The organism is Paenibacillus terreus (assembly GCF_042138595.1).
GTDB classification, from domain to species: domain Bacteria; phylum Bacillota; class Bacilli; order Paenibacillales; family Paenibacillaceae; genus Paenibacillus; species Paenibacillus terreus.
On record NZ_JBHIRX010000002.1, the window covers coordinates 564,658 to 590,500 of the forward strand.

The following is a 25,843-nucleotide window of genomic DNA, read 5'->3' on the forward strand; positions in this document are numbered from 1 at the left end:
AGGTTGGAAATGAGCAATCAAATTTAAAGACCGATTCCGTCCAGCGATGAATCCCAAAACATGACGAAGGGAACGAGATGACGATGGCAGACAGTGACAGACAAGTGCCATGGCAGACGTATTACGGACCGAACCTGGGGTATGTGCAGGAGCAGTATGAAAAATTCATCAAGGATCCGGCTTCCGTGGATCCGACGTACCGGCAGCTTTTTGAACAGTGGGGTGAACCTCCTCAAGCGGAGGGGAGCGTCGTTTCCGTAATTTCCGAAAATCAGGGGGGGACTACGGTTGTTCAGCCGGCAGCTGATGCAGGTCTATTGCAGAAAGCGGTTACAGCAGGCAAGCTGGTCTCGAACATTCGCGCTTACGGCCATCTCGCAGCCGACATTGATCCGTTGGGATTAAGTCCGAAGGCGGACACCGGATTGCTTGAACCGGAGTTTTACGGGCTGACGGAGCAGGATTTGAAGGCTTTTCCTGCTTCATTGATTTGGGACGCTGCTCCTCAGGATGCTCTCAACGGATGGGATGCCGTTCAAAAGCTGCGTGAAGCCTATACGGGCCCATTGGCGTTTGAATTTACGCATATCCACGATGAGAAGGAAAGGGACTGGCTGAATCGCAAGGCGGAATCGGGTTGGAACGCAGAGCAGTTAAACGCGGAGGAGCGCAAGGCACTGCTTGGCAGATTGGTTGAAGTGGAGCAGTTTGAGGAATTTTTGCATAAAACCTTCGTCGGACAGAAGCGCTTCTCGATCGAAGGAAATGATGCGCTTGTGCCTCTGATTGACGAGGTGGTGCACAGCGTTATCGAGGCTGGCGCAAGCCATGTCCTGATGGGGATGGCCCACAGGGGACGGCTGAATGTGCTGGCTCATGTGCTGGGCAAGCCGTACAGCAAAATCTTTGCCGAGTTCCACCATTCCCCGAACAAGGATCTGATTCCGTCCGAAGGCTCTACCGGCATCAATTACGGATGGACAGGGGACGTGAAATACCATCTGGGAGCCGACAGATATGTGAAAGAAGGAGAAGCTGTCCGTGCGCGTCTGACGCTGGCGAACAACCCGAGCCATCTGGAATATGTGAATCCGGTTGTACAGGGCTTTGCTCGCGCAGCGCAGGAGGACCGCAGCGTGCCTGGTTATCCGGTACAGGATGTCAACAAGGCTGCAACCATCGTTATGCATGGCGACGCGGCTTTTCCAGGGGAAGGAATTGTTGCGGAAACGCTGAACTTTAAAGGCTTGAGAGGATTCAGCAACGGCGGAACCATTCATATCATTGTAAACAACAGACTTGGCTTTACGACAGACAGCAGCGATTCCAGATCGACTCATTATGCAAGTGATCTGGCCAAGGGCTTCGAAATTCCGATCATCCATGTGAATGCGGATAATCCGGAGGCCTGCATCGCCGCAGCGCGTATTGCTGCCGAATACCGAAATGTATTCAAGAAGGATTTCCTGATCGATCTGATCGGCTACCGCCGCTACGGTCATAACGAGACAGATGATCCGGAGACCACTCAGCCGCTCGTTTACCGCAAGGTGAAGCAGCACCCAACAGTAAGCAATCTCTACAATAAATATCTGGTGGAGCAAAACGTGGTGGATGCATCCTTCCGCAGCGGTCTGGTGGAAGAAGTGCAGAGCCGGCTGAAGTCGGCCCATGAAGAAGCAAAGAACCATCCGAAGGAAGAGCCCGTGGAAGACAAGCGTCATGCCAAAGGTGACAAGCTTAAGCTTAAGACTGGTGTTCCGGCAGCCCAGCTGCAGGAAATAAACGAAGCTTTGCTGAAATGGCCGGCCAATTTCCGGGTGTATCCGAAGCTCTCCAAGATTCTGCAGCGCCGGAAAAGCGCCTTTAATGCAGGCGAGAAAATTGACTGGAGCCTTGCGGAGACGCTGGCTTTCGCCAGTATTCTGGCTGACGGCAGACCGATCCGCATGACAGGCCAGGACGCGGAGCGGGCTACCTTCGCCCACCGCAACCTTGTGCTGCATGATCCGGAGACGGGGGACCTGTTCTGCCCGCTGCATGCATTGCCGCAGGCCAAAGCATCCTTCGCGATCTATAACAGTCCGCTGTCGGAAGCGGGAGTGCTCGGCTTTGAATACGGCTATAACGTTTACTCGCCGGAGACGATGGTCATCTGGGAGGCGCAATTTGGGGACTTTGCCAACTGCGCACAGGTTATTTTCGATCAGTTTATTTCCGCAGGGCAGGCGAAATGGAGACAAAAATCCAGCCTCGTCATGCTTCTCCCGCATGCTGCCGAAGGGCAAGGGCCGGAGCATACGAGCGCTCGTCTGGAACGCTTCCTGCAGCTGGCAGCGGAAGATAACTGGACCGTAGCCAACCTGTCGAGTGCAGCCCAGTATTTCCACCTTCTGCGCAGCCAGGCGGCTATTGGCGGTACGGAGCAGGCGCGTCCGCTCGTACTGATGTCGCCGAAGAGCCTGATCCGCAACAACCGTGTCGCTTCGCCTGTCGCGGAGCTCAGCGAAGGCTCGTTCCGCCCGATCCTGGAACAGCCGGGGCTGGGAGGACGTGCCGACCGTGTAGAACGCATCGTTCTGTGCAGCGGCAAAATCGCTATCGATCTGGAAGAAGCGCTGGAGAAGGAAGGCAGCGAGGAGCTTGACTGGCTCCATATTATCCGTGTGGAGCAGTTGTATCCTTTCCCTGAGCAGGAAATCCAGGCTGTGCTGAAGCGGTTTGGCAAGGTGAAGGAGCTGCTGTGGGTGCAGGAGGAGCCGAAAAATATGGGCGCCTGGACTTACATGGAACCCCGCCTGCGGGCCGTGGCTCCTAAGGGAGCTGTGGTGAACTATCAGGGCAGACCGGAGCGTTCAAGCCCTGCGAGCGGTTATCAGCACGTACACGCGATGGAGCAGCAGAACATTATTCAGTCGGCACTGAAGAAAATATCGAACAAAACCAATATTCCACTGGGGAGGTAGCGTCTGTGAGCGAGATTAAAGTACCCGCAATGGGGGAATCCATTACTGAAGGAACAATTTCCAGATGGCACGTTAAAGAAGGGGACGCGGTATCCCAGGGAGACGTCCTGCTGGAGCTGGAAACGGATAAAGTCAATCTGGAGATCAGTGCCGAAGAGTCCGGCGTGCTCGAGAAAATTATCCGTCAGGAAGGGGAGACGGTAGAGATCGGAGAAGCTGTCGGTGTGATCGGCAGCGGTGCGGGTGTGAGTCCTGCTGCTGCTCCTGCCACCACGGAGGCAGCTTCAGCCCCGGCTGATGTCAGCCCCCCTTCCGTTCCTTCCAAGGGTGATGACAAGCAACTCACCGGCAGCGGCGCGGCAGTCGTGCCACCGCCAAGCGACAGTTCGCAAAAGGCCTCCCCATCTGCCCGCAAGCTGGCGCGCGAGCGCGGCATTGATCTGGGTGAAGTTCAGGGAAGAGACCCGATAGGACGGATTTATCAGGACGATGTGAAAGCCCACACTTCTGGCGCTGCTCCGGCTGTTCAATCGCCTGCGCCGCAGGCTTCTGCCAAACCGGCGGCCGCAGGCCAGCCGGAAGGCGGGTACGGCAAGCCGGTTGAACGTCAGAAGATGAGCCGCCGCCGGGCAACCATCGCCAAGCGTCTCGTTGAAGCGCAGCATACGGCAGCGATGCTGACTACCTTTAATGAGGTCGATATGACGGCCATCCTGGAAGTACGGAAGCGCAGAAAAGACAAATTCAAGGAAAAGCATGATATCGGCCTGGGCTTCATGTCCTTCTTCACGAAGGCAGTAGTCGGCGCTCTCAAGCAGTTCCCGACGCTGAATGCGGAAATTGACGGCGATGAAGTTGTGCTGAAGAAATTTTATGATATCGGTATCGCGGTTTCCGCTAAGGAAGGCTTAGTGGTTCCTGTCGTGCGGGATGCGGACAGACTCGGATTTGCTGAGATTGAGAGAAGCATCGCCGAGCTGGCGAGCAAGGCGCGCTCCAACACGCTGGCCTTGTCTGACCTGCAGGGCGGTACCTTTACAATTACCAATGGCGGGGTATTCGGTTCCTTGCTCTCAACGCCAATTTTGAACACTCCTCAGGTGGGTATTTTGGGTATGCACAAGATCCAGATTCGTCCGGTTGCCATCGATGAGGAGCGGATGGAGAACCGTCCGATGATGTATATTGCCTTGTCCTATGATCACCGCATTATCGACGGCAGCGAGGCTGTACGTTTCCTGGTGACGGTCAAGGAATTGCTGGAGGATCCTGAGTCGCTTCTGCTTGAAGGATAAGGGATAACACTCGACGAACTATAAAGGCAGACTGCGCTTTGGCGGTCTGCCTTTTTTGAGTAGACTAAATATGGAGGGGCCAGGTGAACGCATGAGTGTCGAATGGAAAGACAGATACCCGATAGGAGAATTTGAGGCGCCTGACCGGTTTACGGATGAACTGCTGCAGTCCTGGATTAAGGACATCGCCGAGCTGCCTGCCAAGCTGCGCGCCGCTGTGGAAGGGTTGGATGAAGAGCAGCTGAATACCCCTTATCGGGACGGAGGCTGGACGGTGCGCCAGGTGGTTCACCATGTAGCCGACAGCCATATTAACAGCTATGTACGGTTCAAGCTGGCTTTGACGGAAGACGGCCCAACGATCAGGCCCTATGATGAAGGCCGCTGGGCGGAGCTTCCCGATGCCAGACAGCTGCCTGTTGAAGTATCGCTAAGTCTGCTGGACTCGCTGCATGAGAGGTGGACAACGCTGCTTCATTCCTTCGGGCCCGAGCAGTTCAATCGTTCGTTTATTCATCCGGAATCGGGTGAGGCCAGTTTGGAGACGGCCGTAGGACTGTATTCCTGGCATGGAAGACATCATACGGCTCACATCACTTCATTGGCAAAGCGTATGGGGTGGTAGTCAGGGAATGAATTACATGAAAAAAGAGCATCCTCCCGCCTTTTTCAGGTGCGAAGAATGCTCTTTTTTGTCTTAAGATGATAGAATTTATAAGTTTTCAGCGGAGCTGAACAATTCTATCATCGCAAGAAAAACTTCCTCTAAATGCGGTCTGTCTTCTGTGAATGTACGTCGATAGACGTTTTTCTTATCCAGAGGATACTGTCGAAAAATGACGCCGAAGCCAGCCAATCGTGTCGGCTATCACTTCTTCCCGGTTGATTTCATGCAGCATTTCATGCCGCCCGTCAGGGTACAGCTTATATTCCACCCGTTCCATTCCCAGCTCCTTATACAATTGAAGCAAGGAGAGGACGCCTTTGCCGAACATGCCGACAGGGTCTCTGTCACCGGCGAAAATATATACCGGCTTGCTTTTATCGATTTTAACGAGAGAACTGGGGAGATGAATCTCCTGCAAAAGCCTGAAGAAAGAACGGAAGAAGTCGGTCGTGCAAATGGCCCCGCATAAAGGGTCCTGAATAAAGCGGTCAACCTCCTCCGGGTCGCGTGACAGCCAGTCAAAGCCGGTTCTTGCCGGGCGGAAGGAGCGGTTAAACCCGCCGAATACGATGGCGTTCAACAGTAAGCTGCGGTGTTCGGTCCCTTGGAGCATCCCTTGGATTACAGCCAGCCTTTCCCCGAAGCGAAGCAGCCTGCGGGGGCCATTGGTGCCTGAAAGGATAAAACCGTCATAGGACTGCTCCGGGTCGTACATCACCTTTTGCGTCAAAAAGGAACCCATGCTGTGCCCGAACAGAATGCGAGGCACGCCCGCGAATTCCGAAGACGCAATCTCCCCGACTTCGATCATATTGCGGGCCATGCGGTTAAAGGCATCCGGCCCCGGATTGCCCAAGCTGCCCGGAGAGGCTGCGGTTCGGCCATGCCCGATATGATCATTGGCGTATACGGCATAACCGCTCGCTGTCAGGTGCTGCGCCAGTTCCAGATAGCGGTAGGCTGTTTCGCACATGCCGTGCGCAATTTGCACGATGCCTTGCACGTCTGCTTCGTTGTCAGGCAGCCAACGGTACACAAATACGTCATGTCCGCCATGATCCCACATGGTAAACGTATATTCTTTCATCTGTAGCGTCACTTCCTTGAACGTGAACGGTCGTCCGTGCTGAACATGGATCTGCTTAAAATATCAGAAAGTATAAACTTCCCGGAATAGTCCTCCTGATATCACAAGAAAAACTACCACTAAACGCGGTCTGTCTTCTTTGAATTTACGTCGATAGACTTTTTTCTTAAGATTGCAGAATTTATAGGTTCTCAGCGGAGCTGAGCAATTCTGGAATCGCAAGAAAAACTACTGCTAAACGCGGTCTGTCTTCTTTGAATTACATCGATAGACGTTTTTCTTAAGGAAGATAGGATCTCAGCACGATGCCTTCCCCGGACAAAGAGTACGCCCCGAGGTTAGCTGGGAGCAGGAAGCAGTCCCCGGCTTTGTAGGCCAGGGACTCGCTGCCGTTATCCCATGCAAGCGATCCGTTTCCATCGCAGACAATCAGGATGGTGAAGCTATCAGGGGACGTGGACAAATCCCACTTACCGCTTACAATACCCTTTTCCACCGTAAAATAGTCGCATGTTGCAAGCTGCAGCCATTCGCCTGCTTTGGCTCCCGAAGTTTTCATGGAGGTTGCTCCCGCCCCTTCGAAGGAGGTTACGTTCAGGGAATCCTCAATATGCAGCTCACGCGGCTTTCCGTCCAGTCCAGGACGGTTGTAATCGTAAAGCCGGTATGTAGTATCCGAATTTTGCTGGATTTCCGCCACGAGCACACCTGCACATAAAGCATGCACCGTTCCGGCCGGGATAAAGAAGGTGTCACCTGCTTCTACCGGGACCTGGTTCAGGAGCTCCATGATCGTTCCGTTTTCAAGCGCTGCCCGCATGCTTTCCGGGGTAACCCCTTCCTTAAGGCCGTAGATGATCTTGGCGTCCGGCTTGGCATCCAGCACATACCACATCTCCGTTTTACCCAGCTCGCCTTGTGGCAGACCCTCGTAGCTGTCTGTCGGATGGACTTGAACGGACAGGTCGTCATTGCAGTCCAGCAGCTTGATCAGAAGTGGAAAGCGGCCCCCCTTTTCGGAAACGCCTTTGCTGCCGAGCCATTCCGTGCCGAATTGCTCACGGAGCTCGTCCAGTCCTTTTCCGGTCAGAGGACCGTTGACCACAGACGTTGTGCCGTTGGCATGGTCTGCAATCATCCAGCCTTCGCCGATGTGTCCTTCCGGCGGGGTGAGGCCGAATCGTTCCAGGGCTCTGCCGCCCCAGACTCTTTCTTTAAATTCAGGTTGAAATTGCAGCGGATAAGGTTTCAGCATGATTTCTCTCTCCTTCATCGTTAAAGTTTACAAAGTCTGAGTTATACGGAGCGGGTGGACTGAAAAAACTCCAGCATCTCTCCGTCAGGCCCTCTGAAAAAGAAGTAACGGCTGCCATTCGGAAGCGTTGTCAGTTCGGGATCAAGCTGATCCACATTCAGGCCTTGGATGCGGCGGTATTCGCTTTCGATATCGTCCACGCCAAAAGCAACGTGATGCACCTGTCCCTCGCTGGGCAGCTTGGCTGCATAGCCCTCGATCAGCTCCAGCTCCACGTCACGCTGGCCCGGGAAGGCCAGAAAGGCGAGGCGGATGCTTGAATTGACATGGCCAGCAGTTTCCAGATGCGTAAGGCCGACCACTTTTTCATAAAATTCAACGGATTTTTCGATCGATGATACCATGATGCCGACATGCTCAATTTTGGTTACTGCCATAATGCGAACCGCCTTTCTTTAAGAGTTTTATGTAAGATGGCCGGGAAAGCTAAGTTTTCCGGCCGAGCTTATCTTTAGAGATATGTTCAAGAGACTACCGCTTATGTGCTTTCTTCTCCACGGCAACGACGTAAGGAGCTGAGGGACGCTGCAGCTGCCGATAAATAATGCTTTGGAAGCCGTCCGCAGGCAGTGTGGCGGCCCATTCGGTAACCGCACGGGCTTCTTCCTCTCCGCCGGGATGGCCGGGGTAGAGCACTGCCGTCAGGATGCCACGCGGACGGAGCACCATGAGAGCGGCGTTCAAGGCCGGAATGGTGCTGTCCATTTTCGTAATGACGGCGGGATCAGCTCCTTCGGCCGGCAGATAGCCCAGATTGAACATGACGGCAGATATCGTCCCGCGCAGATCTTCAGGCAGCTTGTCGTGGAGCAGGGCATGGCTCTCATGCAGCAGGGTCACCTGCCCGAGTGGGCCACTCTCCTTGTCAAGACGCTCCTGCGTCAGGCGCAGCGCTTCCTCCTGGATATCGAAGCTGAATACGCGGCCGCGTCTGCCCACGGCTTTGGCGAGGAACAGGGTGTCCGCTCCCGTGCCTGCCGTCGCATCCACTGCCACGTCTCCCGGCTGAACCCTTGCGGTGACAAGCTGGTGGGCATAGCTGAGAACCGACAGGAAGCCCATCAGGCATTCCTCCAGTATTTGCCCTGCCATGTATCGCGTACCTTCAGCTCTTTATCTATTCCGTTGAGGACCTCCCATTTTCGCAATGACCACATCGGACCGATCAGCAGATCTCTGGGAGCATCGCCGGTCAGTCGATGCACGATCATTTCGGGAGGCAGAAACTCCAGCGTATCGACAATCAGCTTGATATATTCGTCCATTTCCAGGAAGCGGAGAAGACCGGCCTCATACTGCTTGACCATGGGTGTCTTGCGCATCAGGTGCAGCAGATGAATTTTAATGCCCTGCACATCCATTTGAGCGACGGCTCGCCCGGTATCCAGCATCATCTCATGCGTCTCCTGCGGCAGACCGTAAATGATATGGGCGCAGACGCGTATGTTGCGTTTGCGCAGCTTTTCCACGGCATCCAGATAGCACTGGGTATCATGGGCCCGGTTAATCAGATGCGAGGTGGATTCATGAACGGTCTGCAGCCCCATTTCCACCCATAGATAGGTCCGCTCATTCAGCTCGGCAAGATAATCCACGACATCATCGGGAAGGCAGTCAGGACGCGTGGCGATGGAAAGTCCGACGACTCCCGGTTGCTCCAGTATCACCTCGTAATATTCGCGCAGTTCCTCGACAGGAGCATATGTGTTGGTGTATGCCTGAAAATAGCCGATGTATTTGGCATTTGGCCATTTCAAGTGCTGTCTGTCCCGGATCGTATTGAATTGGGTCACCAGATCATCGCGCCGTCTGCCGGCGAAATCCCCCGACCCGCGGGCGCTGCAGAAGGTGCAGCCTCCCGTGGCAATGGTGCCGTCCCTGTTGGGACAGGTAAAGCCGGCGTCAAGCATGACCTTGAATATTTTTTCCTGAAACTGCTCGCGCATTTCATAATTCCATGTATGGAACCGTTTATCCCCCCACAAGGCAGGGGGTGTAAGCAAGTTTGAATTCATATGTGCTCCCTCTATATATTTTGAGAACGCCAGGGCTCTCATTTCAGACGTCCAGACTCTGTTTATTGTACCAAAAAACAGCTTCAAATGGGAATTGGCCAAAAGGAGTAACATTGGAATTTCAGCTCAGAAAAGGCTTTGCGACAATTGAAATACATTACATGATATGTTATATTGAAAGCGGAACCAGAACTTGAAGCAAACGCTGCTGATCCAGTTCTGTCAACGTATTTTGCAGGTCCGGTCCACTAAAAAATAACCGTGAGGTGATCAGGATGAATACGCCCATCCACAAGTGCCCTGATAAGATTTTGGTTGAATTGACCTTCGATGAGGCGCTTGCCCTGACAGGGGTGCGTTATCCGGCAAATCAGCATATCGGAACAAGTGCCAGACAAAAAATTCGTGCCGCTTGTGAAAAGACATTTGATTTCTCCCCCAAGGATAAGGTAGACTATGAACTACTGACTTAGTTGGACCCCAATCCAAATATATCGAAAAAGGAATTTCTTTCCGTTAATCATCCTGAGTGACGGTGGGGATTCCTTTTTCACTTTATACGCCTTGAAATTTCCGTTTACTTTTGCCGTGAAGTTCGGCACAATATTGCAGGGGACATGAATGCAAATCATGCGGTCCAACAAGATTATGAGGCATAATGGAGGAGTAACATGCGTTTACGCGGCAGAAAAGGAATTCGCGAAAGTCTGGAAGAGCAGCAGGATCTGGTCATTCTGCAGCCAGCGCAATATAAAGGGCAGTGGGCGCGCCTGTTTGGCAACGATCGTCCCATCCATGTTGAATTTGGCATGGGAAAGGGTCAGTTTATCAGCCAGATGAGTGTCCGCAACCCGGAGATCAATTATATCGGTTTTGATATGTACGACGAGCTTGTGCGCCGGGCCAGCGAGAAGGCACGTGCCGCGTGGGGGGAAGCAGGAGCGGATTCGCCGCCTAACGTCAAGCTTGCCCTGGCGAACATTGAACGTATTGAAGAAGTGTTCGAGGCGGGGGAAATTGAGCGCATTTATTTGAATTTTTCAGATCCGTGGCCGAAGAAGAAGCATGCCCGCCGCCGCCTGACGCATCCCCGCTTCCTGCAGGTCTATTCCCGGTTGCTGAACAGCCGGGGGGAAATTCATTTTAAAACCGATTCGGAAACGCTGTTTGAGTTTTCCCTGAACGCGATTGCGGACAGCGGCATGCAGATGACGAACATTTCCCTGAATTTGCACCGGGACGGCATCAATGAAGAGCATGTCATGACAGAGTATGAGCAGAAATTTATGGGCAAAGGCATGAATATTCATCGTGTTGAGGTGCTTGTAGGAGAAGAGGTCTTTGCGGAATACAATAAGAGCAGGCTCGATAAGTATGGAATGCGCAGCGGCGGACAGCAATAATTTAATAGCTCCTACAAATAGGACAAGGTGCTCTCTTAGGAGAGCACCTTGTTTCGTTCGAGCAGATCCAGAATGCTCAGCGCGCTTTGCATCGGATAATAACGTGCGATGTTTTCGATGTGTTCCTGGCGCTTGCGCACAATATCGGGATAATCATGGAGCAGCCTGTTCATCCATTTGGCTACTACATCCGGGGATGTGATTGTCTCACCGTACCCCTGGGCCGCAAAATACTGGCTGTTCTCCTCTTCCTGTCCAGGCAGAGGGTTATGGAAAAGCATCGGAATTCCTTTTGCCAGCCCTTCCGAACAGGTCATGCCTCCGGGCTTGGTGACGAGAAGATCGGACACCTCCATCAGCTTGTCGATTTCGCGGGTGAAGCCAAGCACATGAACATGAGGATGATGAAAACGGTTGTCCCGCAGCATTTTCTGTCGGATTTTTTCGTTATTGCCCACACAAAAAATAATTTGTATCCGATCCTTCCAGCGAAGCAGGAAATCATGAAGCATTACGTCGTTCATGAGCCCCCAGCCTCCGCCCATAACAAGCACGGTTGGCATATCCTTCAGTCCGAATTTGCTCCGGATTTCATCATGCCCGGGATGCTCCCAGAAATCCGGGTGTACAGGAATGCCTGTCACCTGGATTTTGGTGATGGGCACCCCCCGCAGCCGCAGCTTCCGCTGAACCTCCTCGGTGGATACAAAATACCTGTCCACCTCAGGGCTGATCCAGGTGCCGTGCGCATCGTAATCCGTAATGACCGTGCATAACGGAACGTGCACCCCAAGACGCTTCAGCCGGGAAATGACGGCGCTGGGGATCGGGTGTGTGCACACGACCAGATCCGGGCGCAGCTGCCGCAATATGCTTCGGGTTTGCGTGTAGAACAGCCGGTGCAAGGCAAGCGTCGTAAACCTGCTTAATGATTTTTTATATTGATGACGGTAGACCATGCCGACAAGCCGCGGCTGTGAAGTGACAGTTTTTTTATATGCAGTAATAATCAGCGGAGCCATGCGCGGGTTCAAGAAGCTGCCAAGCTCAAGCACCCTTGTTTGCACATTCGGGGACAGCTTGCGCAGACTGCTTGAGAGTGCGTAGGCCGCTTGCGTATGGCCTGCTCCAAAACCTTCCGATAATAATAATACTCGTTTTTTGGCCACTTTCGGTTCACCTGTCCCTGCTGATTTGTCCTCAAATTTAACCTTATCGGCTTTAAGGCCATAATGCAACTGTTCCGGCCGCAGCAGCGGAGCCTAAAATGGCACCGGCAATGACGTCGGACGGATAATGCAGCCCCAGATAAATGCGGGATATTCCGACAATAAACCCGATTGGCGCCAGAATAAACGTCAAAATCGGCGCTTCGGCCATAAACGGCACCGTTACCGAAAAGATGGCGGTCGTATGTCCGGACGGAAACGAATGGTCCGTCAGCGGATTGCGGAATGTATTGGTATCTGGCAGCGTGATATAAGGCCTTACCCGCGGGTACAGCTTTTTGGCTATCGCTACGGGAATATGGCTGACTGCCAGGGCTACTAAGGCTTTAGCCCCGGTTTCCGCCCATGGCGAAGGCGCAAGCAGCCAGATCAGAATCGTAGAGGCGATGGTAAAGGTTGCACCGCCGAGATGAGTCAAATAGTATAGCCAGAAATTAAGAAAGCGATTATGAAGGCGTCCATTGATCCATTTGAACAGCCGGTGCTCCAAAGTAAGTAGTTTTATGACTAGGCGATCCATATGACTCCTCCGGCGCCGCTTTTTCAGCGGCATTTATTTTCAATTTCTTGATTATAGCCGATAAATGTTATTTTACGTTAAAACCATCATATTTTTAAACGCCTCACATTTCAAGAATCAGGAGCCTGGACTTTGGTTTTTTTGACTTCATGCCGCCGAATTGATTAAAATGATTCAGACTGGTTGCTGCTGTGATTCAATCTGTAAGAAAAAAGTTATATAAACTTTAGGATTGAAGCAAAACATTTCTTTTCCCAGGCCTTTCACAAAAAGTAGGACAGATGAGCCTTTTTCAGCCAGTCGTGGTTGTCGAAGGGGGGGCGAAAGAAATAAAAAGCAAGCAAATGGATGAAAATAAGAACTAACCGCCATGAATGAGAGCTTGAAGTGCAGCATTTTCCGTATTCGGGGCTTCCGAGTGCTTTTTCTGGAGCATCCTGCATTTTTAAGCTTTTGACAAACGAGTCAAAACCAAGGAAAATCGAACATGGCAATCTGATGGAAGGTCCAGCTCCACCCTACATCGAAACCGGACAATAAGGGGTCTGCAAAAAAAGGCAAGCAGCCGTCAGATGCTGCTGCCAGGGTCAAGTAAGGAACTACAGAAAAGAGTTAGAAAAGAAAAGACAAAAGTTATTAAAGGGATATTATTAAGGGGGTAACAGAGACCATGCTGGACGCAATTTTTGTGACAGTGCAGGTCATTCTTGCGCTGATCGCAGTCTACCAATTCGCATTCTCTTTGTTCGGTCTGTACCGCAGGAAGAAAAAAGAACAAGCTCCGCCCGTCAAATCGTTCGCGGTGCTTGTGGCAGCGCATAATGAAGAGCAGGTCGTCGGTGCGCTTATGGAAAACCTGAAGCATTTGAATTATCCGAAGGAACTGTACGACGTGTTTGTCATTTGTGATAACTGCACGGATAAAACGGCGGATATTGTGCGCAGCCACGGGATGAACGCCTGTGTGCGGACCAATCCGAATCTGCGCGGCAAAGGTTATGCAATTGAGTGGATGCTGAAGGAGCTCTGGAAAATGCCTCGCCAGTATGACGCGATTGTCATGTTTGACGCGGACAACCTGGCGCATCCTGACTTTTTGCAGGAAATGAACAATGATCTTTGTTCCGGTGCCCGTGTAATCCAGGGTTATATAGATACCAAAAATCCCGAGGATTCATGGATCACCGCTGCATACGGCATTTCTTACTGGTACATCAACCGTTTATGGCAGCTGTCTCGCCATAATCTCAATATGGCGAACTTCCTGGGCGGAACCGGCATGTGCTTTGAAACGAACCTGCTCAAGGAAATGGGCTGGGGCGCTACGAGCCTTGTGGAAGACCTTGAGTTCACCATGCGCTGCACGCAGCGCAATGTATATCCGAAGTTCAACTACGATGCCAAGGTGTATGACGAGAAGCCGCTCACATTCGCAGCTTCCTCCAGACAGCGTCTGCGGTGGATGCAGGGACACTTTACGGTGGCGCGCCGCTATTTCTTCCCGCTTCTCTGGCAGAGCATCAAGCAGGGTAGCCTGATCAAATTCGATATGGCTTTGTATGCGATGAACGTATATACGACATTGCTGACTTTCCTGATGACAGCTGTCATGTGGGTGGATGCCGTCGTGTTTAACGGCCCGAACATCGCCAATCTGTACAATCATATTCCGCTGTGGATCGGCACTCTGGCTATTCTGCTTAACATTGCCACATTTATGACGGCGATGCTCCTGGAAAAGGTGACTTACAAGAAGGTGTATCTGTATCTGATCCTTTTCCCGGTCTATCTGATTTCCTGGTTCCCGATCACGTTCTATGCCTTCTTTACTCAAAACAACAAGCAGTGGAGCCATACGGAGCACACGCGCGTTGTTCGTCTGGAAGAGGTTCAGAGCAAGCAGGGGTAATAACAAGGCGGCCTCTGGCCGCCTTGTGCCATGTTTATTTATAGAGGGATTCCGAAAAAAGGTGTATTTAGGGTTGACTTTACTTTTGGTTGTATGTTAATATGTTTGAGTGTCTTAATTGAATAATATGGATTGACAAGCAGAAGCTTTGGCTTCTCACCTGTCCGGCGCCGGCTGGCTGGTCTTGATCTAATGATTTATGAATGGTTATATTTCATGATGACTTGTGATTTAGACAGGGATGTCGGCTGATCAGCTGACATCCCTTTTTTAATGTTTCAAACCAAGCTTGACCAATAGGTTCTGGAGGTGGAGTGTTATTAGTAAGGAACATATGATCAATGATGAGATTCGGGTGCGTGAAGTTCGTCTGGTAGGACCTGACGGGGAACAAATCGGTATCAAGCCGACCCGTGAGGCTTTGCAAATGGCGATCGACCTTAACTTAGATCTGGTGAATGTGGCACCACAGGCTAAGCCGCCGGTATGCCGCATTATGGATTACGGGAAATTCCGTTATGAGCAGCAGAAGAAAGAGAAGGAAGCCCGCAAAAATCAAAAAATCGTTGATGTTAAAGAGGTATGGTTCCGTTCCAACATTGAGGAGCATGATTACCAAACCAAGTTCCGCAATGTGGTGAAGTTCCTGAAGGAAGGGGACAAGGTCAAATGCTCCGTCCGTTTCCGCGGACGCGAGATCACCCATGCCAACGTGGGCCAGAAGATTCTGGAGCGCGTGAAGACGGAAGTGGCCGACCTTTGCATCGTTGAACGCCAGCCTAAGCTCGAAGGGCGTGCGATGATCATGATTTTGGCTCCAAAGCTTAAAGATAATTGAGGAGGAAGTAACAAATGCCTAAAATGAAAACACACAGCAGCCTGAAAGGCCGCTTTAAAATCACTGGTACAGGCAAAGTAACGCGCTATAAAGCGTACAAAAACCACCTGCTGTCCCACAAGTCCAAGCGTGCGAAGCGTGTCCTTGGAACCAACCCTGAGATGGCTCCTGGGGATGTAAGACGTTTGAAGCAAGGTTTGTCTAACCTGAAGTAATAGTGAACATCATCATGCAATAAGCATAAACATTTTTTGGGAGGTCTTTTAATATGGCAAGAGTAAAGGGCGGATTCGTCGTTCGTCGTCGTCATAAAAAAGTATTGAAGCTTGCTAAAGGTTATTTCGGTTCCAAACACCGCATTTTCAAAACAGCTAACGAGCAGGTTATGAAATCTCTCGTGTACGCTTACCGTGACCGCCGTCAGACGAAACGCAACTTCCGCAGACTGTGGATCGTGCGTATCAATGCTGCAGCGCGTCAAAACGGAATGTCCTACAGCAAAATGATGCACGGCCTGAAGCTGGCTGGTGTTGACATGAACCGCAAAATGCTGGCTGACCTGGCTGTTAACGATATCAACGCATTCAACTCTCTGGCTTCCGTAGCCAAAGAAAAAATCAACGCTTAAGCAGCAGGAACCAATCAAATACAGACCGTCGATTTCTCGGCGGTCTATTTTTGTGAAATCTTCCAGAGAAGATACATAACTGTCTATCATTCGCTTAAGCGGTGTGAAAGATGGGTAAGCTGTATAGTAGACATCTTCGTCTAAATGCTCATAAATGCTTATCTGCAGCGGATAATGTTATGAGTAAAACAGGGAAAAAACGAATGAATATGACATGGAATGATACATTGTTTGTATTTTGAACAAAATGGAACGCTTTCATTGAAATTTTGTAAAAAAAAATTGACCAAAGGTTATCAGACTGCTGGATTTTGGGCGGTCATGATTGTATAATCTCTAAAGTAAGTGTCCTGATCCATGATTCTCGACATCTCTTGACATCGTCTCAGAGAACGGGAATAGGCCGAAGGAACCAACCATAAGGGGGAACAGATTTAGAATGAAGAAATTTTATAGTATGTCTTTGGTCTTGCTGCTGGCCATTTCGGTAATTCTCGCTGGCTGCGGCAACAAAAACCAGGGGGCTGCAACCGAAAATGGCGGGCAAGCTGCCGGCGGCGGAGAAGCTGCCAAATCCGACGTTAAAATCGGTATGGTTACAGACGTTGGCGGTGTAAACGATAAATCCTTTAACCAATCCGCTTGGGAAGCGCTGGAAGCCGTTCAAACGGAAACCGGGGCAGAGGTTAAATACCTGCAGAGTAAATCGGACCAGGACTACGATCCGAACCTGAATCAGTTCATTAAAGGCGGATACAACCTGACTTGGGGCATCGGCTTTAACCTTGCGAACGCCATTGAGAAGGCGGCCAAGGAAAACCCGAACAGCAATCTGGCCATCATTGACAGCGTTGTGGATGCTCCAAACGTAAAATCCGTAACCTTTGCGGAAAATGAAGGTTCCTTCCTTGTGGGTGTCGTTGCAGGGAAAATGACAAAAACCAATAAAGTCGGTTTTGTAGGCGGACAAGACAGCCCGCTGATCAAACGCTTTGAAGTTGGATTTGCGGCTGGTGTTAAAGCAGTAAACCCTAATGCTGAAGTAGTTGTAAACTACACCGGCGCTTTCGATAAGCCTGACCTGGGTAAAGCGGCTGCTGCAACCATCTACAACAGTGGAGCGGATATTATCTTCCATGCAGCGGGCGGAACCGGAACGGGCGTCTTCAATGAAGCGAAATCCCGTGTAAAATCCGGCCAGCAGGTTTGGGTTATCGGCGTGGATAAAGACCAGTCCCTCGAATTCGGTGATGATGTAACACTGACTTCCATGGTTAAGCGTGTAGACGAAGCGGTTAAGAAAGTTTCCAAGGAAGTTGTGGACGGAACCTTCACTCCTGGTGTTGAAACGCTGAGCTTGAAGGATAACGGTGTAGGTCTGCCTGAAACAAACAAAAACGTTCCTCAAGATGTGCTGGATACCGTTGAAGAGTACAAACAAAAAATCATCAAAGGTGAAATTACAGTTCCTGCAAAATAAATCAGAACTGCAGAAATCCGATATTCAGAAGACAAGGCTGGTTCACAATGACCGGCCTTGTTCTTACGTTTGGAGCAAAGCTCCCTAATCATTACCAATTAAAACTTTAAGGGTGATCTCATGGATGCAGCGACTCCCGTCGTTGAGTTAAAGCAAATCACGAAGCGCTTCCCCGGCATCGTCGCCAACGACTCCATCAGCTTGAAGCTGCACAAGGGAGAGATTCATGCTCTGCTTGGTGAAAACGGAGCGGGGAAATCAACGCTTATGAATATCCTGTTCGGCCTGTACCAGCCTGAAGAGGGAACTATCGAAGTAGACGGCAAGCCGGTTGCGATTGATAGCCCCAACAGAGCCATCGAGCTGGGCATAGGCATGGTGCATCAGCATTTCAAACTTGTACAGCCTTTTACAGTAACGGAAAATATCGTACTTGGCTCAGAGCCGCGCAAGGGAGTCAAGCTTGACTATAAAAAAGCTGCTGCTGAAGTGAAACGCCTGTCGGAGCAGTATGGTCTGCAGGTCAACCCTGATGCGAAAATACAGGACATCTCGGTCGGCATGCAGCAGCGGGTTGAAATTATTAAAACATTATACCGCGGTGCGGATATCCTCATTTTTGACGAACCGACGGCTGTTCTGACCCCCCAGGAAATCAACGAATTGATGGACATTATGAAAAGGCTTGTCGCCGAAGGCAAATCCATCATTCTGATAACTCATAAGCTGAAAGAAATTATGCATATTTCCGATACGGTCACGATTATCCGCAGAGGCAAAGTTATAGATACAGTGAAAACGTCGGAGACGACACCGAATGAACTGGCAGAGAAAATGGTAGGCCGCAGTGTGTCCTTTAAAGTGGACAAGGCTCCGGCGAAGCCAGGCAAGGTTGTTCTGGACGTGAAGGGTCTCACTTCCAAAAACAAGGACGGGATTGCCGCACTGAACGGGCTGAGCCTGCAGGTTAAGGCTGGAGAAATTGTTGGCATTGCCGGAGTGGACGGGAACGGGCAGAGCGAGCTGATCGAGGCTTTGACCGGACTGCGTAAAGTGGACAGCGGTTCAGTGGCTCTGCTCGGCAAAGACATTACGAATTTGAGCCCACGGCATGTATCGGAAGCAGGGGTTTCCCATATTCCTGAAGACCGGCACAAGCACGGGCTTGTACTGGATTTTTCCATGAGCGAAAATATGGTGCTGGAAACCTATTACAAAGCGCCATACAGCAGAAATGGGTTCCTGAACTATGATGCGATCAATGAACAGGCCAAAAGCCTGATCGAACGCTTTGATGTGAGGACACCAAGCATTCAGACGAAAGCGCGCTCCTTGTCGGGGGGGAACCAGCAGAAAGCGATTATTGCGCGTGAGATTGACAAGAATCCGGATTTGTTGATTGCTGCGCAGCCGACGCGCGGTCTGGATGTCGGGGCGATCGAGTTCGTGCAGCAGCAGCTGATCGCACAGCGCGATCAGGGCAAAGCCGTACTGCTGATCTCATTTGAGCTGGATGAAATTATGAATGTTTCAGACCGAATTGCCGTTATTTATGAAGGCCAGATTGTCGGCGAAGTGCTTCCGGAAGAAACAAATGATCAGGAGTTGGGTCTGATGATGGCAGGCAGTACGGTGAAGAAAGGAGCAGAGCATGGCTAATTTTCTGAAGTTGTTTACAAAAGACTCCTTCATTCTCGCTATTGTCGCTATTATTATGGGCCTCGTGCTGGGTGCGCTGGTTATGCTGCTCGGAGGTTATGATCCGATTGAGGCGTACGGAGCGCTCTTTGAGCGTGTCTATGGGGACACATATAACTTTGGCGAAGCTATTCGGGAAATGACACCTCTGATTTTGACGGGTTTGGCTTTTTCATTTGCCGCAAGAGCCGGTCTGTTCAACATCGGCGGTGAAGGACAGTTTTTGATCGGCATGACGGCTGCTTCCGTAGTTGCAATTCAGCTTAAGGGTCTGCCTGCGTTTATTCATGCGCCGCTGGCGGTCATTGCCGGAGCTTTATTCGGCGGACTGTGGGCAGCTCTGGCTGGCTATCTCAAGGCCAAGCGCGGCGTGAATGAAGTTATTACCTGCATCATGCTGAACTGGATCGGACTCTACGCTGCGAATCTGGTGATTAACCGGTTTATGCTTCTGGAAGGGCAGAACCGTTCGGTTGATATTCAGCCTACGGCGTCAATTTCAATCGATTGGCTGTCCCAAATGATGGGCAATGCGCGCGTGCATTGGGGAACGCTGATCGCAGTGGCTGCCGCGGTATTTTTCTATATCTTTTTATGGAAAACAAAGCAGGGCTATGAGCTGCGCTCTGTAGGCTTCAACCAGGATGCTTCGAGATATGCAGGCATGAATGTTGACCGGAATATTGTCAAAGCCATGTTTATCAGCGGAACGTTCGCTGGGCTCGCAGGGGCGTTTGAGGTGCTGGGCGTGTTCCATTATCAGTCAGTGATGGCCAGCTCGCCGGGGACGGGTTTTGACGGCATTGCGGTTGCACTGATTGGCATGAACAACCCGTTCGGTGTTCTGCTGGGCGCAGTGCTGTTTGGAACGCTTACTTATGGCTCTGCAGGCATGAGCTTCGCAGCGGATGTGCCACCTGAAATTACGCGTATTGTGATTGGCTCAATCATTTTCTTTATAGCGGCTCAGGGAATTGTGCGCTGGGTGTTGAAGCCGTTCTATTCCAAACGCAAGAAAGAGAAGGTGTTGTAAATGGACCTCATAACACTCGGCCAAATCATCAATACGACACTCGTTTTTGCGACAGCACTTATTTTTGCATCGCTGGGCGGGATATTTTCGGAGCGGTCCGGTGTCACGAATCTGGGGATTGAAGGCTTGATGATTTTTGGAGCCTTTGCCGCTGCAATTGGCGGATATTACGCTGAAGATGCCGGAATGGGCGGAACGGCCGCGGCGTGGGTTGGAGTGCTTGCTGCGATCGTATTCGGCGTGATCGTTTCACTGATTCATGCAGTTGCGTCCATTACCTTCAAGGCGGACCAGGTGATCAGCGGTATCGTCATCAACTTTTTGGCTGCCGGCAGCACCCTTTACCTGGTTAAGCTCCTGTTCAATGGCTCAGGCGAGTCGGAATTGATTCAGGGCTTTAACAAGCTGAATATCCCGGGGCTAACGGATATCCCGTTTATCGGCAGTGTGTTCTTTAACGCCTATCCAACAACTTATCTGGCAATCATCCTTGTTATTGCCGGCTGGTATGTTTTGTACAAGACACCGTTCGGTCTTCGTCTGCGCGCAGTCGGCGAGCATCCGAGTGCAGCAGATACCGTTGGTGTCAAAGTTAACCGTTTGCGGTATATCGGCGTTATGATCAGCGGAGCGCTTGCCGGTCTTGGCGGGGCAACCATCACGCTGACAACGACAGGTACCTTCTCGCATAATACGATTTCGGGGCAAGGTTATATTGCGATCGCGGCCATGATTTTCGGGAAATGGAATCCCATTGGCGCCTTCGGGGCTGCCGTATTTTTCGGATTTTCGCAAGCGATCCGCAACTATGTGCAGCTGTTTGCCTGGTCGCAAAGTATTCCCCAGGAAATTATTTTCATGCTGCCATACTTACTCACGATCATTGTGCTGGTAGGCGCGGTGGGCCGTTCAAGCGCTCCTGCAGCCCTTGGACAGCCATATGATCCTGGCAAACGTTAAACCGTGTGAATCATCTGGGAGTTGGGGCTGTCCCATGAGTCTGTTTGTGATTTTTTAGCCACACGTAGAGTTAAATTTCTTTAAGAGAAAGGACCACGCAATTCACTTGATGGTGGATTGTGAGGTCCTTTTGTGTTAGGGAAACAGCATTTTGCTCATTTCATAGCAGCGATTCCAGGAGTCATGACGTAAAATGGAGTAGCCCTGCTTCCTGTAGAAATGTATTCCACGTATATTATCATCGTCCACCAGCAGTCTCGCGAATTCGCAGCCCTTGTTGCGGCCCAGCATTTCGGCATGGGATATGAGGGATTTTCCGCAGCCTTTTCCCTGAGCCCTTGAAGCGACAGCCAGCATATCAATGAGCATTGTGCGCGGGTACAGCAGCAGATGAATAAAACCGTTAACAATCTTTGGATCGTTTTCATATGAAACAAAGGTGATACCTTGATCAAGACGATGGGGAAGCTCTTTACGGGTTTTCTGTATAAGCGAGGGATGCATGTGAGATAATGGAACTAACTCACGATCGACCAATTTCCTGATCTGTCTGTCGTCCACGTTTTTCTTACGGAGGCGGATCATGGTTGAACAATTCCTCCCATGTGGCGGCCGGAAAATACCTGCTGCTCCGGCATTGCCTGTAAATGGCGGCCGGTAAGATATGCCTTGCCACAGCATATGCTCGCATCCCTTTTTTACGTGATAGGCAGTACATTGAATCGGTGCCCAAATAGGGATTAATCAACCTAGCTAAAAAATAAAGATCATTTTTTGTTCACGAAACTATTGACTATCCCTGCAAAGGGGTCATATAATGTGTCTAAACATTTTAAGAATTGCATGAACATATCGGCGATGAAGAGGACGAAGTTATAAGGGCCCTGTTGTCCAGAGAGTGGAATATCAGCTGAAAATTCCACCAATACCCCTTACATACGAGCTCACCTCGGAGCTATTTCCCTGAAAGGCTGTGAACCAGAGCTTATTAGGGGGAATCGTACAGTCTACGTTACAGACGTCAGTGTATAAAAAATGGCGCTTTACATCGATGGTTTTTTATACCTGCCAAGGTTTGATACCGTGAGGTGTCAGACAAATTTGGGTGGTACCACGGAAGTCACAACCTTTCGTCCCTCGTCAGCAGTTGAATCTGCTGGAAGGGGCGAAAGGTTTTTTTGTTTTTTGCGAATGTAAGATTTGTGTAATCTACAAGAAGGAGGAAGACTCATGAGTGCTCAAATCCCTGAGGCAAGGTCAACCGATGAATTACGAGAAAAATGGATGAAGCCTGAAGTCATCTCAGGCTCGGAAATCCTGCTGCGCAGCCTGCTGCTGGAAGGTGTTGAATGTGTATTCGGTTATCCGGGAGGGGCTGTACTCTATATCTATGACGCGATGTACGGCTTCGAGGATTTCAAGCATGTGCTGACCCGTCACGAACAGGGTGCTATCCATGCTGCTGACGGATATGCCCGTGCAAGCGGAAAAGTTGGCGTATGTATTGCGACTTCCGGACCGGGGGCAACCAATTTGGTCACTGGAATTGCAACTGCTTATATGGATTCCGTGCCGCTGGTAGTCATCACCGGTAACGTAGTCTCCTCGCTGATTGGGACGGATGCTTTCCAGGAAGCCGACATTACGGGGATCACAATGCCGATCACCAAGCACAGTTATCTGGTGCGGGACGTCGAGGAGCTGCCAAGAATCATTCATGAGGCATTCCATATTGCGAATACAGGCCGCAAAGGCCCGGTTCTCATCGACATTCCGAAGGACGTATCAGCTGCCAAAACGCTCTTTGTACCTCAAACCGAGCCTGTTGCGATGCGCGGCTACAATCCTCGTGTCGTACCCAACAAGCTGCAGGTTGACAAGCTGATCCAGGCGATCAGCGAGGCCGAACGCCCAATGATTCTGGCGGGCGGGGGCGTGGTTTATTCCGGAGCCCATGAAGCGCTTTATGAGTTTGTCACACGTTCGGAAATACCGATCACGACAACACTGCTGGGCCTGGGTGGTTTCCCGAGCGGTCATGAGCTGTGGACGGGAATGCCGGGGATGCACGGAACTTATACATCCAACCTGGCCATTCAAAATGCGGATCTGCTGATCAACATCGGGGCGCGCTTTGATGACCGCGTTACCGGCAAGCTTGATGGGTTTGCACCGAAGGCCAAAATTGTTCATATCGATATCGACCCTGCCGAGATCGGCAAAAACGTGCCGACTGACATCCCCATCGTCGGTGATGTGAAAACGGTGCTTGAAATCGCCAATCAGGAAGTAAAGCGGGCGGACAAAGCGGATGCCTGGAGGAAGCAAGTTCAGGAGTGGAAAGCGGAAAAGCCGTACAGCTACCGCGATTCCGATGAAGAACTGAAGCCGCAGTGGGTTATTGAAATGCTGGATGAAACGACCAAGGGCGAAGCCATCGTAACGACAGATGTCGGTCAGCACCAGATGTGGGCTGCCCAGTACTATAAGTTCAACAAGCCGCGCTCCTGGGTAACCTCCGGCGGACTTGGAACGATGGGCTTTGGCTTCCCTTCCGCGATCGGCGCCCAGATGGCCCATCCGGACAGACTGGTCATTTCAATCAACGGGGACGGCGGCATGCAGATGTGTTCGCAGGAGCTGGCGATATGCGCCATCAATAACATCCCTGTTAAAATCGTCGTCATCAACAACCAGGTGCTTGGCATGGTACGGCAGTGGCAGGAGCTGATTTACGATAACCGTTACAGCCACATCGATCTTGCCGGCAGCCCTGATTTTGTCAAACTGGCTGAAGCTTATGGGGTGAAAGGCTTCCGAGCCCGGAACAAAGACGAAGCCCGCGAAGCATGGCAGGAAGCGATGAATACACCGGGCCCCGTTCTCGTGGAATTTGTGGTCGCCAAGGAAGAGAATGTATATCCGATGGTGCCACAGGGCGCGGCTATTGATCAAATGCTGATGGGGGACGAGTAACATGATGAAGCATACGATTGCGGTTCTGGTGAATGACCAGCCAGGTGTTCTGCAGCGGGTATCCGGTCTCTTCAGCCGGCGGGGGTTCAACATTGAAAGCATAACCGTCGGTCCGTCTGAAGAAGCCGGGCTCTCCCGGATGGTCATCGTAACTCCAGGAGACGAACATACGCTTGAACAGATCGAAAAGCAGCTTTACAAGCTGATTGACGTCATTAAGGTGATCGATTTGAGTTCCAAGCCAATGGTTGCACGCGAGCTTGCATTGATTAAGGTTAAGGCTGAACCGCCGCAAAGGCCTGAAATTATGGGAATTGTCGAAACGTTCCGTGCTTCCGTTGTCGATATTGGCACCTCGAGTCTCATGGTTCAGGTTGTCGGGGATACCGACAAAATTGATGCGATGATCGAGCTGTTGAAGCCATATGGAATCCGGGAGCTATCCAGAACCGGTGTAACCGCCATGGTACGCGGAAACTTGTGAAAAAACACTTGCAAACTTTAGTAGTTCAACGCTTTTAAAGCATTAAAAGAATAAAGTGTACATGACCCTCAATGAGCGGGAGTTCCAGCAGACTCCGCCGTGAGTCTTTTGGAACACCCGCTCATTATGAAGGGTTCAATTAAAAGGAGGAATTTTTACCATGCCAGTGACAACGTATTATGAAAAAGATGCAGAACTTAGCGTATTGAAAGGAAAAACAATTGCCGTCATCGGTTACGGCAGCCAGGGCCATGCTCAAGCACAAAACCTGCGCGACAGCGGCCTGAGCGTTGTCATCGGCCTGCGTGAAGGCAAATCCTTTGAGGCGGCGAAAAATGACGGCTTTGAAGTACTGCCGGTTGCGGATGCTGTAAGCCGCGCAGATGTTGTGCAAATTCTGATGCCTGACGAAACTCAAGCCTCCGTGTACAAAAATGAAATTGAGCCTAACCTGAAAAAAGGCGCTGCGCTCATGTTCTCCCACGGCTTCAACGTGCATTTCGGTCAAATCGTGGCTCCAAAGGACAGCGACGTGCTGCTCGTGGCTCCGAAATCTCCGGGTCACATGGTTCGCCGTACGTATGTTGAAGGCTTTGGCGTACCAGGTCTGATCGCTATTGAGCAGGATGCAACAGGTCAAGCAAAAGAAATCGGACTGGCTTATGCGAAAGGCATCGGCTGTACCCGTGCCGGCGTTATTGAAACTTCCTTCCGTGAAGAAACCGAAACGGATCTGTTTGGTGAGCAGGCTGTACTGTGCGGCGGCGTGAGCGCACTCGTTAAAGCAGGCTTTGAAACGCTGACTGAAGCAGGCTATGCTCCTGAAATGGCTTACTTTGAGTGCCTGCACGAGCTGAAGCTGATCGTTGACCTTATGTATGAAGGCGGCCTTGCCAGCATGCGCGATTCCATCAGCAACACGGCGGAATACGGCGACTATGTCACTGGTCCGCGCATCGTAACCGAAGAGACGAAGAAAGCGATGAAAGAGGTTCTGACCGATATCCAACAGGGTAAATTCGCGCGTGACTTCATTCTCGAAAACCAATCCGGCCGTGCTTTCCTGACAGCAACGCGCCGCAACGAAGCGAACCACCAACTCGAAGTTGTGGGCGGTCAGCTGCGTGAAATGATGCACTGGATCAAGAAATAAAACGGATTGCAGCTGTTTTCAATACCGGCAATCATAATGATATCCCTACAATGCGGCCATGCTTATGTATGAGCCGCATTGCGGTTTGGCAAGAGATCCCCGAACAGGATGGTGGAAGGGATCTCTTTTTTATATCGGGCAGTAAGTTTACTGGTACATGGTTATAGGCAAAGCCTATTAAACTGAT

General features: G+C 51.0%; 24 protein-coding genes. 16 read left to right on the forward strand and 8 right to left on the reverse strand.

Annotated elements, in window-relative coordinates; genetic code table 11:
* Positions 1-77: 77 nt before the first annotated feature.
* The 3 genes from ACE5KN_RS06800 (at position 78) to ACE5KN_RS06810 (ending at position 4,886) form a co-directional block, all read left to right on the forward strand.
* The gene (locus tag ACE5KN_RS06800; protein ID WP_375528484.1) at positions 78-2,966 is read left to right on the forward strand and encodes a 2-oxoglutarate dehydrogenase E1 component; all 2,889 of its coding nucleotides are present in this window, start codon (positions 78-80) and stop codon (positions 2,964-2,966) included.
* Between the two features lie 5 nt (positions 2,967-2,971).
* The gene (gene odhB / locus ACE5KN_RS06805; protein WP_375528483.1) at positions 2,972-4,261 is read left to right on the forward strand and encodes a 2-oxoglutarate dehydrogenase complex dihydrolipoyllysine-residue succinyltransferase; all 1,290 of its coding nucleotides are present in this window, start codon (positions 2,972-2,974) and stop codon (positions 4,259-4,261) included.
* A gap of 91 nt (positions 4,262-4,352) precedes the next feature.
* A complete protein-coding gene (locus tag ACE5KN_RS06810) occupies positions 4,353-4,886 on the forward strand; it encodes a YfiT family bacillithiol transferase (protein WP_375528488.1) in 534 nt (177 codons plus the stop codon).
* A gap of 187 nt (positions 4,887-5,073) precedes the next feature.
* On the opposite strand, the gene ACE5KN_RS06815 is transcribed toward ACE5KN_RS06810, so the two are convergent.
* The 5 genes from ACE5KN_RS06815 to mnmL form a co-directional block, all read right to left on the reverse strand.
* Complete coding sequence (locus ACE5KN_RS06815; RefSeq protein WP_375528482.1) at positions 5,074-6,015, reverse strand: alpha/beta fold hydrolase; 942 nt, start codon at positions 6,013-6,015, stop codon at positions 5,074-5,076.
* A 280-nt stretch (positions 6,016-6,295) separates the two neighbouring features.
* Entirely contained in the window at positions 6,296-7,270 is a 975-nt protein-coding gene (locus ACE5KN_RS06820) for a type I phosphomannose isomerase catalytic subunit (protein ID WP_375528481.1), read from the reverse strand.
* 41 nt (positions 7,271-7,311) lie between these two features.
* Complete coding sequence (locus ACE5KN_RS06825) at positions 7,312-7,707, reverse strand: VOC family protein (RefSeq protein WP_375528480.1); 396 nt, start codon at positions 7,705-7,707, stop codon at positions 7,312-7,314.
* Between the two features lie 94 nt (positions 7,708-7,801).
* Positions 7,802-8,392 (reverse strand): tRNA 5-(aminomethyl)-2-thiouridylate-methyltransferase MnmM, encoded by a 591-nt coding sequence (gene mnmM, locus ACE5KN_RS06830; RefSeq protein WP_375528487.1) that lies wholly within the window; start codon positions 8,390-8,392, stop codon positions 7,802-7,804.
* On the reverse strand, positions 8,392-9,345 hold the full coding sequence (gene mnmL, locus ACE5KN_RS06835; RefSeq protein ID WP_375528479.1) for a tRNA modification radical SAM protein MnmL/YtqA: 954 nt from the start codon (positions 9,343-9,345) through the stop codon (positions 8,392-8,394). Before mnmL ends, mnmM begins: the two co-directional genes overlap by 1 nt.
* 275 nt (positions 9,346-9,620) lie before the next feature.
* Between mnmL and ACE5KN_RS06840 the strand changes: the two genes are divergently transcribed.
* Together ACE5KN_RS06840 and trmB are read left to right on the forward strand one after the other, a co-directional pair.
* The gene (locus ACE5KN_RS06840) at positions 9,621-9,818 is read left to right on the forward strand and encodes a hypothetical protein (protein WP_375528478.1); all 198 of its coding nucleotides are present in this window, start codon (positions 9,621-9,623) and stop codon (positions 9,816-9,818) included.
* A gap of 198 nt (positions 9,819-10,016) precedes the next feature.
* Positions 10,017-10,748, forward strand: a complete 732-nt coding sequence (gene trmB, locus ACE5KN_RS06845; RefSeq protein WP_375528477.1) for a tRNA (guanosine(46)-N7)-methyltransferase TrmB — start codon at positions 10,017-10,019, stop codon at positions 10,746-10,748.
* 35 nt (positions 10,749-10,783) lie between these two features.
* Here the strand turns inward: trmB and ACE5KN_RS06850 are convergent, their stop codons facing one another.
* Positions 10,784-11,917 carry an MGDG synthase family glycosyltransferase gene (locus ACE5KN_RS06850; RefSeq protein WP_375528476.1) on the reverse strand — a complete coding sequence of 378 codons (1,134 nt, stop codon included), beginning with the start codon at positions 11,915-11,917 and terminating at the stop codon, positions 10,784-10,786.
* Positions 11,918-11,969: 52 nt separating this feature from the next.
* Complete coding sequence (locus ACE5KN_RS06855) at positions 11,970-12,497, reverse strand: phosphatase PAP2 family protein (RefSeq protein WP_375528475.1); 528 nt, start codon at positions 12,495-12,497, stop codon at positions 11,970-11,972.
* Positions 12,498-13,167: 670 nt separating this feature from the next.
* Between ACE5KN_RS06855 and ACE5KN_RS06860 the strand changes: the two genes are divergently transcribed.
* From ACE5KN_RS06860 to ACE5KN_RS06895, 8 genes are all read left to right on the forward strand, one after another.
* Positions 13,168-14,406 (forward strand): glycosyltransferase family 2 protein, encoded by a 1,239-nt coding sequence (locus ACE5KN_RS06860; RefSeq protein WP_375528474.1) that lies wholly within the window; start codon positions 13,168-13,170, stop codon positions 14,404-14,406.
* Between the two features lie 334 nt (positions 14,407-14,740).
* Complete coding sequence (gene infC / locus ACE5KN_RS06865) at positions 14,741-15,244, forward strand: translation initiation factor IF-3 (protein ID WP_375528473.1); 504 nt, start codon at positions 14,741-14,743, stop codon at positions 15,242-15,244.
* Positions 15,245-15,258: 14 nt separating this feature from the next.
* Complete coding sequence (rpmI, locus tag ACE5KN_RS06870; RefSeq protein ID WP_375528472.1) at positions 15,259-15,459, forward strand: 50S ribosomal protein L35; 201 nt, start codon at positions 15,259-15,261, stop codon at positions 15,457-15,459.
* A gap of 53 nt (positions 15,460-15,512) precedes the next feature.
* Entirely contained in the window at positions 15,513-15,872 is a 360-nt protein-coding gene (rplT, locus tag ACE5KN_RS06875; RefSeq protein WP_375528471.1) for a 50S ribosomal protein L20, read from the forward strand.
* Positions 15,873-16,311: 439 nt separating this feature from the next.
* A complete protein-coding gene (locus tag ACE5KN_RS06880; RefSeq protein ID WP_375528470.1) occupies positions 16,312-17,352 on the forward strand; it encodes a BMP family lipoprotein in 1,041 nt (346 codons plus the stop codon).
* Between the two features lie 120 nt (positions 17,353-17,472).
* Positions 17,473-19,011 (forward strand): ABC transporter ATP-binding protein, encoded by a 1,539-nt coding sequence (locus ACE5KN_RS06885; protein ID WP_375528469.1) that lies wholly within the window; start codon positions 17,473-17,475, stop codon positions 19,009-19,011.
* Entirely contained in the window at positions 19,004-20,083 is a 1,080-nt protein-coding gene (locus tag ACE5KN_RS06890; protein WP_375528468.1) for an ABC transporter permease, read from the forward strand. Before ACE5KN_RS06885 ends, ACE5KN_RS06890 begins: the two co-directional genes overlap by 8 nt.
* Positions 20,084-21,043 (forward strand): ABC transporter permease, encoded by a 960-nt coding sequence (locus ACE5KN_RS06895; RefSeq protein WP_375528467.1) that lies wholly within the window; start codon positions 20,084-20,086, stop codon positions 21,041-21,043. It begins immediately after the preceding gene.
* A 135-nt stretch (positions 21,044-21,178) separates the two neighbouring features.
* Here the strand turns inward: ACE5KN_RS06895 and ACE5KN_RS06900 are convergent, their stop codons facing one another.
* On the reverse strand, positions 21,179-21,724 hold the full coding sequence (locus ACE5KN_RS06900; RefSeq protein ID WP_375528466.1) for a GNAT family N-acetyltransferase: 546 nt from the start codon (positions 21,722-21,724) through the stop codon (positions 21,179-21,181).
* 549 nt (positions 21,725-22,273) lie between these two features.
* On the opposite strand from ACE5KN_RS06900, the gene ilvB reads away from it, so the two are divergent.
* The 3 genes from ilvB (at position 22,274) to ilvC (ending at position 25,656) form a co-directional block, all read left to right on the forward strand.
* On the forward strand, positions 22,274-24,019 hold the full coding sequence (gene ilvB, locus ACE5KN_RS06905) for a biosynthetic-type acetolactate synthase large subunit (protein ID WP_375528465.1): 1,746 nt from the start codon (positions 22,274-22,276) through the stop codon (positions 24,017-24,019).
* A gap of 1 nt (position 24,020) precedes the next feature.
* The gene (gene ilvN, locus ACE5KN_RS06910; RefSeq protein WP_375528464.1) at positions 24,021-24,503 is read left to right on the forward strand and encodes an acetolactate synthase small subunit; all 483 of its coding nucleotides are present in this window, start codon (positions 24,021-24,023) and stop codon (positions 24,501-24,503) included.
* A gap of 160 nt (positions 24,504-24,663) precedes the next feature.
* Complete coding sequence (gene ilvC, locus ACE5KN_RS06915) at positions 24,664-25,656, forward strand: ketol-acid reductoisomerase (protein WP_355316769.1); 993 nt, start codon at positions 24,664-24,666, stop codon at positions 25,654-25,656.
* The last annotated feature ends 187 nt before the right edge of the window (positions 25,657-25,843 follow it).